This is a genomic window from Stenotrophomonas maltophilia (genome assembly GCF_002799245.1).
Classification (GTDB): domain Bacteria; phylum Pseudomonadota; class Gammaproteobacteria; order Xanthomonadales; family Xanthomonadaceae; genus Stenotrophomonas; species Stenotrophomonas maltophilia_S.
Genome location: NZ_NEQV01000010.1, coordinates 41,798 through 53,647, shown reverse-complemented (window position 1 = coordinate 53,647; position 11,850 = coordinate 41,798). Strand labels below are relative to the sequence as shown.

Here is an 11,850-nt window from a genome sequence, read left to right as displayed (position 1 = left end):
GCGCCTGCATGGTCACGGCAGAGCAGCCGAGCATGGGCTCGGCTCTACAGGCCGGTGGCGCCTCAGCCCACCGCTGGCGTCGGCAGCGGGTCCACGTGCCCGCACTGGCTGCAGGTACGCAGTTCCAGGCTGGCGTGGTAGTGCGCGAACACCTTGGGGAGATCGGTTTCGATGTTCTGCAGCGGGAAGAACTCTTCGTGCAGCTTGTGGTTGCAGCGCTCGCAGTGCCAGATCACGCCGTCCATCTCATGCGGCAGGCGCTTGCGCTCGACCACCAGGCCGATGCCACCGGGCGGGCGCCGTGGCGAGTGCGGCACCTTGCCCGGCAGCAGGAAGATCTCGCCGGCGCGGATCGGGATGTCGCGCACCGCGCCGTCTTCCTGCACCTTCAGCACCATCTCGCCTTCGAGCTGGTAGAACCACTCCGGGCCTTCGTCGTAGTGGTAGTCGGTACGCGAGTTCGGCCCGCCGACCACCATCACGATGAAATCGCCGTTGTCGATCATCTTGTTGCCTACCGGCGGCTTCAGCAGGTGGCGGTTCTCTTCGATCCAGGCGTGCAGGTTGATCGGCGAAGCGAGCATGGTGGTCATCCGTGGGGGATCAGTCGCGCTTGCCCTTGCGCGGGACGTAGGACAGGGCCTTTTCATAGGCCGGCTGCAGCTCTTCCTGCGAACCGACGTCGATGCCCATCTCGCGCACGCGTCCGTCCTTCAGGCTGTAGACCCAGCCGTGCACCATCAGCTTCTGGCCGCGGGCCCAGGCGTCCTGCACGATGGTCGAGCGGCACAGGTTGGCTACCTGCTCGATCACGTTCAGTTCGCACAGGCGCGCGTGCTTGAGCTCATCGGTCTCGATCGCATCGAGGATGCCGGTGTGCTTCTGCATCACGTCGCCGACGTGGCGCAGCCAGTTGTCGGCCAGGCCGACGCGGGTATTGTGCAGGCAGGCGTGCACGCCGCCGCAGCCGTAGTGGCCGACGATCAGGATGTGCTTCACCTTCAGCTGGTCCACCGCGTACTGCACCACGCTCAGGCAGTTCAGGTCGGTGTGCGCGACCACGTTGGCGACGTTGCGGTGCACGAACACTTCGCCCGGGGCCATGCCGATGATCTGGTTGGCCGGAACGCGTGAGTCGGAACAGCCGATCCACAGGTACTCGGGGTGCTGCTGCTTGGCCAGCTGGTGGAAGAACTCCGGATCTTCCTTTTCGATCCGGTCGGCCCAGTCGCGGTTGTTCTGCAGCAGCTTGTGGATGTCTTTCATGTTCGGGTCCCTGGCGTCGGGTGGGGGCTCGCCGCAGCCGTCCGGCTGCGTCGTCGCGGGAATCGGAGGCGTTCAGTCGCTGCGGGCGGCCTGTTCGCGGTGCCAGCGCATCCACTGCGCCAGCTCGGTCGAAGAAGGGGTGCCCAGCCGTTCCAGTTCGGCGATCACTGCGTGCTGGTTGGCGTCGGGGTGGTTCTGGCTCAGCTTGAGCTTCAGCTGCACGTGTTCGACCTGGAAACGGAAGCCGACGATGGCGCGCAGTTCCGGGCCGTGTTCGGCACGCGTGGCATCGAACTGCCAGGCCTGGCCGACGCTGGCCTCGAAGCGGTCGCTGATCGCGCCGACCAGTTCGGCCAGTGCATCGGTGTCGTCGAAGGCCTGCAGCTGGCCACGCAGCTCGGCGGCGGCGTAGTTCCAGGTGGGTACCCGCGCGGCGCGCTCCTTGTCTGGATACCAGCTGGCGGAGACGTAGCCGTGCGGGCCGTCGACCAGCACCTTGGCCGCGCCGGCATGGCGCGACTGCGGGTTGGCGCGGGCCCAGTGTCCACGCAGTTCGATGCGTTCGCCGTCACGCCGGTACAGCACCGGCATCCGGGTCAGCTCCGGCAGGCCATCGCTGCCGGAGGTGAGCACGGTGACGAATGGATCGCGCGCCAGCAGGCGGTCCAGCCAGAGCAGGTCGGTCTCGGCGAAGGCGCGCGGAGTGAACATGCCTGGATCAGGCGCGCCCGCCCAGCGACTGGATCATGCGGCCGCGCAGGCCCTCATCGCTGTCGGCCTGCGGTGGCTGCACTTCGTGCAGGCTGAAACCGCGCACCAGCGCGTCTTCCTCGTCCAGGCCGTCATATTCGACGAACTCGGCGTCGAACAGCTGCGAACGGGCGGTGTCTTCGCTGTCATAGCTCAGCGTATTGCCATCGCTGTCGAGCACCTCGGCGGTGCCCGCCGGGCGAACGCGCAGGCGCGCCCAGATCAGGGTGTTGCCGAGGCTGGCCAGCCACCAGCTGTCGCGCGAGGCGGTAATGTCATTCATGGGTGTCACCAGAGCGAGGCCAGCCAGAGCAGGGCAGCCATGCCCAGTCCGGCCAGCAGGGTCAGCAGCGACACCCAGGCCGGCGTCGCCAGCCCGGACAGCGAGCGGTCCGGCTGCTGGCGATAGTCGCGGCGCAGCAGCCAGGCCAGGGCATCGGGCTTGAGGAAGGCACCGCTGCCGAAGCGCTCGGCGAGCGCCGGATGGCGGTCGCGCACATGCACCAGGGTCAGCGGCCAGAAGATCACGAAGGCACTGAACCCGGCCACTGCAACGCCGACGAAACAGAGGGCGAAGAACAGGGTCATGGGAGCGGTACCTCCGTGGTCGTATGGGGCTTAGAAGTCCGCGCTGCCCGGGGCGCGCGGGTAGGGGATCGCATCGCGGATGTTGGACAGCCCGCAGACGTATACCACCAGGCGTTCGAAGCCCAGGCCGAAGCCGGCGTGCGGCACCGAACCGTAGCGGCGGAAGTCGCGGTACCAGCTGTAGTGCTCACGATCCAGGCCGAACTGGGCCATGCGCGCGTCCAGCACGTCCAGGCGTTCTTCGCGCTGGCTGCCGCCGATGATCTCGCCGATGCCCGGGGCCAGCACGTCCATCGCGGCAACGGTCTTGCCGTCGTCGTTCAGGCGCATGTAGAAGGCCTTGATGTGCTCCGGGTAGTTGGTCACCACCACCGGGCGGCCGACATGTTCCTCGGTCAGCCAGCGCTCGTGCTCGGTCTGCAGGTCCAGGCCCCATTCGACCGGGAAGTCGAACTTCTTGCCGGACTTCTGCAGCAGGCTGACCGCATCGGTGTAGTCGATGCGCTCGAACGGCGCATTGATGAAGTCTTCCAGCTTGGTGATCGCGTTCTTGTCCACGCGCTCGGCGATGAAGGCCAGGTCATCGCTGCGCTCGTTCAGCACAGCGCGGAACAGGTACTTCAGGAACTCTTCGGCCAGGCGCGCGTCTTCGGCCAGGTCGGCGAAGGCGATTTCCGGCTCGATCATCCAGAACTCCGCCAGGTGGCGGGTGGTGTGGCTGTTCTCGGCGCGGAAGGTCGGGCCGAAGGTGTAGACCTTGCTCAGCGCCAGGCAGTAGGCCTCGACGTTCAGCTGGCCAGACACGGTCAGGAAGGTCTCCTTGCCGAAGAAGTCGCGGCTGAAATCGATCGCGCCCTTCTCGTCACGCGGCAGGTTCACCATGTCCAGGGTGGACACACGGAACATCTGGCCGGCGCCTTCGGCATCGGAGGTGGTGATGATCGGGGTGCTGATCCAGTTGAAGCCGTTCTCGTGGAAGAAGCGGTGCACGGCCTGGGCCAGGCAGTTGCGGATGCGGGTGACCGCGCCGAACAGGTTGGTGCGCGGGCGCAGGTGCGCCACTTCGCGCAGGAACTCCGGCGACATCGGCTTGGGCTGGATCGGGTAGGTGAGCGGGTCTTCGACCCAGCCGACCACTTCCAGTGCGCTGGCCTGGATCTCGAACGACTGGCCCTTGCCCTGCGACTTCACCAGGGTGCCGGTGGCGATGACCGAGCAGCCGCTGGTCAGGCGCTTGATCTCATCGAAGTTGGCCAGGCTGTCGCCAGCCACGACCTGGATCGGGGCGAAGCAGGAGCCGTCGCTCACATTCACGAAGGCCAGATTCGCTGAACCGCGCACCGTGCGCACCCATCCGCGTACCGTGACTTCGCCGCCTTCCGGGATCTTCCCGGCAAGCGCATGTTCAACGCTGACCACCGTCATGACTTGAATCCTCTGCTGATCGACTCGATCTGTGAACACGGGAGTTTACCGGTTGCAGCGTTCTGCTTGCGAGGCATTTTTCGCAGCGGCGGCTCCTTATAATGTCCCCGTACCCTTGGAGTAGTCCCATGGCCGTCAGCCTGACCCCCATTGCCTTTGAGCGCGTGCAGCGCTTCGTCGCCCAGACCCCCGGCGCGCTGGGCCTGCGTTTCGGCGTGACCAAGACCGGCTGTTCCGGCTGGGGCCACGTGACCGACCTGGCCCGCGACGAGCGCGAGGGCGACACCGTGTTCGACCAGGACGGGGTGAAGATCTACGTCGACGCCAAGAGCCTGGCGCTGGTGGACGGCACCGTGATCGACTTCGGCAAGCACGGCCTGAGCGAGACCTTCACGTTCAGCAACCCGAATGCCACCGCCGAGTGTGGCTGCGGCGAAAGCTTCACCACCGACGCCGACAAGGCCTGAGGCCCGGCGGGAGCCTGATTGTTCCGGTAGCAATTGTTCCGGTAGCAGCCAACCTTGGTTGGCACGGGGTTGCTCCCCCGGTTCAGGTTGCCGTGTGGCCCGCTGGTTGCCCGGCCACCCCATCTGCGCCATAATGCGCGGCTTCCTGCCTCCCTGGCGGGAATCCTTGCCCCACCGCGGTCTCAACGGCGGGGGGCTGTCCGGCCGCAAGGCCACATCCGAAAGGTAGAAAAAACATGAGTCGTCATTACGAAATCGTGTTCATGGTCCACCCGGACCAGAGCGAGCAGGTCCCGGCCATGATCGAGCGCTACAAGTCGCTGGTCGAGAACGGCAACGGCACCATCCACCGTCTGGAAGACTGGGGCCGCCGCCAGCTGGCGTACCCGATCCAGAACCTGGTGAAGGCCCACTACGTGCTGATGAACATCGAAGCCGACCAGGCTGTTCTGAGCGAACTGACCGAAAGCTTCCGCTTCAACGACGCCGTGCTGCGCAACCTGGTCATCAAGCGTGACGAGGCTGACACCGAGCAGTCGCTGATCATGAAGAGCAAGGACGAGAAGGGTGACAAGCCGGAGCGCGGTGAGCGCCGTCGTCGTGACGACGAAGAAGGCGAGTCCACCACCACCGCTGACAACGAAGCCGGCGACGACGCCGCTTCCGCCGCCTAAGGAGCCTTCCCATGTCCAAGTTCTTCCGTCGCCGCAAGTTCTGCAAGTTCACGGCTGAAGGTGTGAAGGAGATCGACTACAAGGATCTCAACACCCTGCGCCAGTACCTGACCGAGAACGGCAAGATCGTGCCGAGCCGCGTCACCGGTACCAAGTCGAAGTACCAGCGTCAGCTGGCGACCGCCGTCAAGCGCGCTCGCTTCCTGGCCCTGATCCCGTACACCGACAACCACGACGTCTGATGCCCGGCGGGGCGGCCCGGTGCCGCCCCCGCTGTGCCAGCTATTCGGACAGCCTTTGTTGCGGGGCATCGCCTCGCTAACGAATAACTCATCTGGAGCAATACCATGCAGCTGATCCTCCTGCAGAAAGTCACCAACCTCGGCAACCTGGGCGACCTGGTCGACGTGAAGCCGGGCTACGGCCGTAACTTCCTCGTGCCGCAGGGCAAGGCCGTTCCGGCCACCGAGAGCAACAAGGCCGAGTTCGAAGCCAAGCGCGCCGAATACGAAGCCAAGGCCCAGGCCATCCACGCCGACGCTGATGCCCGCAAGGCCAAGCTGGAAGGCGCGAGCGTGACCATCGCCGCCAATGCTTCGACCGAAGGCAAGCTGTACGGCTCGGTCGGCGCCCGCGAAATCGCCGATGCCTTCACCGCCGCCGGCCTGCCGGTCAGCAAGAGCGAAGTCATCCTGGGCGAAGGCGCCTTCCGCAACATCGGTGAGTACGACGTCCTGGTGCACCTGCACGCCGACGTTGAAACCACCGTCAAGGTTGTGGTTGAAGCCGAAAAGGCCTGATCCCGCGCCGAAAGGCCTGGAATCACCGCAGAACGGGCGCCCGCGAGGGTGCCCGTTTTGTTTTATGGCTCCGTTTGGTGGTGCCGGGCCACGTCCGGCTGCCGGCGTGGGGCTGGACAATGTTCCACGCCCATTCGTAGAACACGGCCACATCGGTATACTCAGGGCGTCACACCCGTTCCACGGGCATCGATCCCAACAGGATCAATGACTTGGAGGGTAAACGCAGGCCGCTTGCCGGCCCCAGTCCGGAACCCCTATGCGTCTTTCCACGATCAAGCTGTCCGGCTTCAAGTCGTTCGTCGATCCGACCACCCTGCATCTGCCGACCAACATGACCGGCGTGGTGGGGCCCAATGGCTGCGGCAAGTCGAACATCATCGACGCCGTGCGCTGGGTCATGGGCGAGAGTTCGGCCAGCCGTCTGCGTGGCGACTCGCTGACCGATGTGATCTTCTCCGGGTCCAATGCCCGCAAGCCGGTCTCGCAGGCCACCGTCGAGCTGATCTTCGACAACTCCGACCATACGATCTCGGGCGAGTACGCCTCGTTCAACGAAATCTCGGTCAAGCGCACGGTGAGCCGCGACGGCACCAGCAACTATTACCTCAACGGCACCAAGTGCCGTCGCCGCGACATCACCGATCTGTTCCTCGGCACCGGCCTGGGCCCGCGCAGCTACTCGATCATCGAGCAGGGCATGATCAGCCAGATCATCGAGGCGCGCCCGGAAGACCTGCGCGTGTACCTGGAAGAGGCGGCCGGCATCTCCAAGTACAAGGAGCGCCGCAAGGAAACCGAGACCCGCATCCGCCACACCCGTGAGAACCTGGACCGGCTGGGCGACCTGCGCGACGAGATCAGCAAGCAGCTGGAGCATCTCAAGCGCCAGGCCAGGCAGGCCGAGCAGTACCAGGCGCTGCAGGAAGAGCGCCGGGTCAAGGACGCCGAGTGGAAGGCGCTGGAATTCCGTGGTCTGGACGGGCGCCTGTCGAAGCTGCGCGAAGGGCTGTCGCAGGAAGAAACCAGGCTGCAGCAGCTGATCGCCGATCAGCGTGACGCCGAGGCCCGCATCGAGACCTCGCGCGTGCGTCGCGAAGAGGCCGCCGACGCGCTCAACACCGCGCAGGCCGCCGTCTATCAGGTCGGCAGCACGCTGGCGCGGCTGGAGCAGCAGATCCAGCATCAGCGCGAACTGTCGCAGCGCCTGCACAAGGCGCGCGACGAGACCCGCCAGGCGCTGGCCGAACTGGGCCAGCACATCAGCGGTGACGAGGCCAAGCTGATGGTGCTGCGCGAGGCGGTGGAGGCCGCCACCCCGCAGCTGGAAGAGCTGCAGGAAGAGAACGAGATCAAGCAGGAAAGCCTGCGTGAGGCCGAAGACCGGCTGACCAGCTGGCAGCAGCGCTGGGAACAGCACACCTCGCAGAGTTCGGAAGCCTCGCGCGCCGGCGATGTCGAGCGCACGCGCGTGGACTACCTGGACAAGCAGATCCTCGATGCCGACCGGCGTCGCGAGGCCCTGGCCGCCGAGCGCGCAGGTCTGGACGTGGACGCGCTGGAAGAAGCGTTCGAGCAGCTGCACCTGCAGCACGACACGCAGAAGACCGCGCTGGATGAATTGAGCGAAGACGTCGAGCTGCGCAAGCAGGGCGTGGCGGCGGTGCAGGAGCAGCAGCGCAATGGCCAGAACGAACTGGCCGAACTGCGCAAGCAGGCCAACGGCCTGCGCGGTCGCCTGGCCTCGCTGGAAACCCTGCAGCAGGCCGCGCTGGGCCAGGAGCAGGGCGCGGCGGTCGCGTGGCTGAAGGCGCGCGGGCTGGATTCCGCAGCGCGTGTCGGTGAGCGCCTGGACGTTGATGCCGGCTGGGAGAACGCGGTGGAAAGCGCGCTCGGCCAATTGATCGAAGGCGTGCTGGTCGATGACCCGGCCAGCCTGGTCGACGCCCTCGGCGAACTCGGTGACGGCCACATTGCGCTGGTCGACGGCGCGGCTGCCGACGTCAAGGTTGCACCGACTTCGCTGGCCGCACGCGTGCGCGGCCCGGCGGCGATCCGTCGCCTGCTGGCGCACCTGCACGCTGCCACGGACCTGTCCGAGGCGAAGGCCCTGCAGGGCAGCCTTCCGGAAGGCGATTCGATCATCACCCGGAGCGGCGAGCGCCTAGGCCAGGGCTGGCTGCGCGTATCGCGCTCCGGTGCGGCCCAGCAGGGTGCACTGCTGCGCGAACGTGAGATCAACGAACTGCGTGAGCAGATCGAGCAGTTGCAGGACCGCGAAGCGGAACTGGAAGAGCAGCTGGGCGGGTTCCGCGAGCAGCTGCAGGCAGCCGAACAGCAGCGTGAAGACGCGCAGCGTGCGCTGTACCAGGCCCACCGTGCGGTGTCCGAGCTGGCTGGCCAGCTGCAGGGCCAGCAGGGCAAGGTGGAGGCGGCACGCACGCGCATCGACCGCATCGAAGGCGAGCTGAAGCAGTTGCAGGAAACGCTGGAAGCCAACAACGAGCAGGCGCGTGAAGCGCGCTCGCGGTTGGAGATCGCGGTCAGCAGCATGGGTGACCTGGAATCGACCCGGCAGCGGCTGGAGGGTGAACGCCGCCAGTTGACCGAGGCGCGCGACCTGGCCCGCGACGCCGCACGCGCGGTGCGCGAACGCTCGCACTCCCTGGCCCTGACCCTGGAATCGCAGCGTGCGCAGCTGGCCTCGTTGAGCCAGGCGTTGGAGCGCATGGGTACCCAGCGCGGGCAGCTGGATTCGCGCCTCGGCGAGCTGCATTCGCAGCTGGATGAAGGTGATTCGCCGGTCGAATCGCTGCAGGCCGAGCACCAGAATGCGCTGGAAGAACGCGTGCGGGCCGACCGCGTGCTGACCGAGGCGCGCACGCTGCTGGACGGCATCGACGCCGAGCTGCGCAATTACGAACAGACCCGCCACCAGCGCGATGAACAGGCACTGGCCCAGCGCGAGCGTATTTCGCAGCGGAAGCTGGACCAGCAGGCACTGGTGCTCAGCGCGGATACCCTGCAGGGCGCGGTGGAGAAGGCTGGTTTCGTGCTGCAGGACGTGCTCAACGCACTGCCCGGGGACGCCCGCCTGGGCGACTGGGAGCAGGCCGTGCACCAGATCGATGGCCGCATGCTCCGGCTGGAGCCGGTCAACCTGGCCGCCATCCACGAATACGGCGAGGCTTCGCAGCGTTCGGACTACCTGGATTCGCAGCACACCGACCTGACCACCGCGCTGGAAACACTTGAGGATGCCATCCGCAAGATCGACCGCGAGACCCGCGGCCGTTTCAAGGACACCTTCGACCGCGTCAACGCCGGCGTCCAGGCCCTGTATCCGCGCCTGTTCGGTGGCGGCCACGCCTACCTGGAACTGACCGGTGAAGACCTGCTCGACACCGGTGTGACCATCATGGCGCGCCCGCCGGGCAAGCGCGTGTCCAGCATCTCGCTGCTGTCCGGCGGCGAGAAGGCGATGACCGCGGTGGCGCTGGTGTTCGCCATCTTCCAGTTGAATCCCGCGCCGTTCTGCCTGCTGGACGAGGTGGACGCGCCGCTGGACGAAGCCAACGTCGGCCGCCTGGCCAACATGGTCAAGGAGATGAGCGAGAAGGTGCAGTTCCTGTTCGTCAGCCACAACAAGGCGACGATGGAAGCGGCGCACCAGCTGTCGGGGGTGACCATGCGCGAGCCGGGCGTCAGCCGCCTGGTCAGCGTGGACCTCGAAGAAGCCGCGCGATTGGCGGGCGCGGCCTGACGTGCCATCCTAATTACCTGAATGAACTAGCCGGAGAACCTATCGAATGTCCGACACGGCACTGTTGCGCATCGGCATCCTGGCCGCCGGCCTGCTGTTGATCGCCGCGATCTTCCTGTTTGGCCGTCCGAAGAAGAAGCCCCAGGGGCGCCGCGTGGAAAGCGCGGAACCGACCAGTGGCGAGCGCCGCGAACCGGTGCTGGGCGAGGACGGCGTTGTCGTGGCCGATGGCCGCGTCGAGCCGGGCATGGGCGGCGAAGGCGAGCAGGCCGAACTTGGCCTGGCCGACACCGACCCGGGCGCGGCCAGCGATCTTGGCAAGCGCGCCACCCAGGATTTCGACAAGATCGTCTCGCTGTTCGTGGCCGCGCGGGCCGGCGAGCAGCTGCGCGGCGAAGACATCGTGGTGGCGGCCGAGAAGACCGGCCTGGTGTTCGGCCACATGAACGTGTTCCACCGCCTGGTGGAAGGCCACCCCGAGCGCGGGCCGATCTTCTCGATGGCCAGCATCATGAAGCCGGGCAGCTTCGACATGGCCAACATCCGTGCCATGGAAACCCCGGCCATCGCCTTCTTCCTGACCCTGCCGGCGCCGCTGACCGCACTGGACGCCTGGGAAAAGATGCTGCCGACCGTGCAGCGCATGGCCGAGCTGCTCGACGGCGTGGTGCTGGATGACAGCCGCAACACCCTGGGCCGCCAGCGCATCGCGCACATCCGTGACGAGCTGCGCGCCTACGACCGCCAGCACCAGGCGCCGCCGCTGACAAAGACCCCGCGCTGGTAACGGCATTTTTTCGGTGTGCCGACCAACGGTCGGCACCCACAACAGTAGATCCACGCCATGCGTGGATAGGGCGAACCAAGGTTCGCCCCCACCAACAGGGTCAGGCCGGTACGCCGGCCACCTTCGCGAACGCGCGGCGGAACGCGGCCATCTCGTCCTCGGTACCGACCGTTACGCGTACGCGCTGCGGCCAGATCGGCCAGCTGCGCCCGATCACCACGCCGTTCTCCGCCAGCGCCTTGGCGAACGCGCTGCCGTCGCGTTGCACGTCGACCACGAAGCAGTTCGCCTCCGATGGCAGGCAGCTGAAGCCACGCTTGCCGAGCCAGGCGATGGTGGCCTGCCGCACCCTGGCATTCTGCAGCCGCCGCTGCGGGATCAACTGCGGATCGCGAAGGCTGGCCAGCGCAGCTGCCAGCGCTGGGACCGGCAGCGGGTTGTCGCCGAGGCTGGCCAGTTCGCGCAGGCGATCGGGATGTGCGGCGGCCACGCCCAGGCGCAGGCCGGCCATGCCGTACAGCTTGGAGAATGTACGCAGCACGATCAGGTCATCGCGCTGCGTCACCTGCGCGATCAGGCTGGGCTGCTCGCTGTACTGCAGATAGGCCTCGTCCAGCAGCACGCGGGTGGACGTGGGCTTGTGGGCCAGCAGCCAGGCGAGCTCATCCGGTGGACTGATCGAACCGGTCGGGTTGTTCGGATTGCACACGTACAGCAGCCCGGTCGGGCGGGCGTGCGCGGCAGCGACCATTGCGCGCAGGTCATGCGCGCCGTCGTCGCGCAGCGGCACCTTCTGCACGTGTGCACCGTGTGCGGCGGCGACCTCGCCCAGCGTCTCGAAGGTCGGGTCGGCCACCACCAGTCCCGCCTGCGGGCCGGTCCACAACGTCGCGGCGCGGTTCAGCGGTTCGCTGGAGCCCGGATAGAGGCGCACGTGGTCGGCCGGAATGCGTGCCTGCTCGATGAAGGCGTCGCGTACCTGTGCGGCCAGAGCGAAGCGGTAGCGGCCGCAGCTGGCGATGCTCTCGCGCGCGGCCCGCTGTGCTTCGGGCGAGGGGCCATACGGGCATTCGTTGAAGTTCAGCAGCACCGCGCCTTCAGCGGGGGCAGGTGCGGCGGCTGTCGCGGGTTGGGCCTGGCCGGGCCAGGGCAGGCCGCTACCGGCGACGGCGAGGCCGGCACCGGCCAGTTGCAGGAAGTGTCGACGGGAGGCAGGCAGGGTCACGGGCAGGATTCCGAGGGGCAGCCGTCGCACGCTAGCGCCGGTGGAGATGGGCGGCAAGCCCGTTTTTCTGTAGCGTCGAGCCATGCTCGACTGCAGATGTGCCAA

13 protein-coding genes are annotated in these 11,850 nt (G+C 66.8%); 6 read left to right on the top strand and 7 right to left on the bottom strand.

The features are described 5' to 3' along the window. Positions 1-62: 62 nt before the first annotated feature. From B9Y64_RS21490 to asnS, 6 genes are all read right to left on the bottom strand, one after another. Positions 63-584: a 3-hydroxyanthranilate 3,4-dioxygenase gene (locus B9Y64_RS21490; protein ID WP_100442411.1), complete on the bottom strand. Its 522-nt coding sequence runs from the start codon at positions 582-584 to the stop codon at positions 63-65. 19 nt (positions 585-603) lie between these two features. Then, the gene (gene can / locus B9Y64_RS21485; protein ID WP_014037740.1) at positions 604-1,266 is read right to left on the bottom strand and encodes a carbonate dehydratase; all 663 of its coding nucleotides are present in this window, start codon (positions 1,264-1,266) and stop codon (positions 604-606) included. Positions 1,267-1,338: 72 nt separating this feature from the next. Further along, positions 1,339-1,977, bottom strand: coding sequence for an FMN-binding negative transcriptional regulator (locus B9Y64_RS21480; protein ID WP_100442379.1), 639 nt, complete (start codon positions 1,975-1,977; stop codon positions 1,339-1,341). Between the two features lie 7 nt (positions 1,978-1,984). Continuing rightward, positions 1,985-2,299 (bottom strand): hypothetical protein, encoded by a 315-nt coding sequence (locus tag B9Y64_RS21475; protein ID WP_006453002.1) that lies wholly within the window; start codon positions 2,297-2,299, stop codon positions 1,985-1,987. 5 nt (positions 2,300-2,304) lie between these two features. Further along, positions 2,305-2,604 (bottom strand): hypothetical protein, encoded by a 300-nt coding sequence (locus B9Y64_RS21470; RefSeq protein ID WP_005417403.1) that lies wholly within the window; start codon positions 2,602-2,604, stop codon positions 2,305-2,307. A gap of 30 nt (positions 2,605-2,634) precedes the next feature. Then, positions 2,635-4,029 carry an asparagine--tRNA ligase gene (gene asnS / locus B9Y64_RS21465; protein ID WP_057500623.1) on the bottom strand — a complete coding sequence of 465 codons (1,395 nt, stop codon included), beginning with the start codon at positions 4,027-4,029 and terminating at the stop codon, positions 2,635-2,637. Between the two features lie 128 nt (positions 4,030-4,157). Between asnS and B9Y64_RS21460 the strand changes: the two genes are divergently transcribed. The 6 genes from B9Y64_RS21460 (at position 4,158) to zipA (ending at position 10,520) form a co-directional block, all read left to right on the top strand. Beyond that, positions 4,158-4,496, top strand: coding sequence for a HesB/IscA family protein (locus tag B9Y64_RS21460; protein WP_006452998.1), 339 nt, complete (start codon positions 4,158-4,160; stop codon positions 4,494-4,496). 236 nt (positions 4,497-4,732) lie between these two features. Further along, on the top strand, positions 4,733-5,170 hold the full coding sequence (gene rpsF / locus B9Y64_RS21455) for a 30S ribosomal protein S6 (RefSeq protein ID WP_100442378.1): 438 nt from the start codon (positions 4,733-4,735) through the stop codon (positions 5,168-5,170). Positions 5,171-5,181: 11 nt separating this feature from the next. Beyond that, the gene (rpsR, locus tag B9Y64_RS21450; protein WP_002804494.1) at positions 5,182-5,412 is read left to right on the top strand and encodes a 30S ribosomal protein S18; all 231 of its coding nucleotides are present in this window, start codon (positions 5,182-5,184) and stop codon (positions 5,410-5,412) included. Between the two features lie 105 nt (positions 5,413-5,517). Next, entirely contained in the window at positions 5,518-5,970 is a 453-nt protein-coding gene (gene rplI, locus B9Y64_RS21445) for a 50S ribosomal protein L9 (RefSeq protein WP_100442377.1), read from the top strand. 259 nt (positions 5,971-6,229) lie between these two features. After that, positions 6,230-9,733 carry a chromosome segregation protein SMC gene (gene smc / locus B9Y64_RS21440; RefSeq protein WP_100442376.1) on the top strand — a complete coding sequence of 1,168 codons (3,504 nt, stop codon included), beginning with the start codon at positions 6,230-6,232 and terminating at the stop codon, positions 9,731-9,733. 46 nt (positions 9,734-9,779) lie between these two features. Beyond that, positions 9,780-10,520 (top strand): cell division protein ZipA, encoded by a 741-nt coding sequence (zipA, locus tag B9Y64_RS21435; RefSeq protein WP_100442375.1) that lies wholly within the window; start codon positions 9,780-9,782, stop codon positions 10,518-10,520. A gap of 100 nt (positions 10,521-10,620) precedes the next feature. Here the strand turns inward: zipA and B9Y64_RS21430 are convergent, their stop codons facing one another. Beyond that, positions 10,621-11,745 carry a pyridoxal phosphate-dependent aminotransferase gene (locus B9Y64_RS21430; protein WP_100442374.1) on the bottom strand — a complete coding sequence of 375 codons (1,125 nt, stop codon included), beginning with the start codon at positions 11,743-11,745 and terminating at the stop codon, positions 10,621-10,623. Positions 11,746-11,850 lie beyond the last annotated feature (105 nt).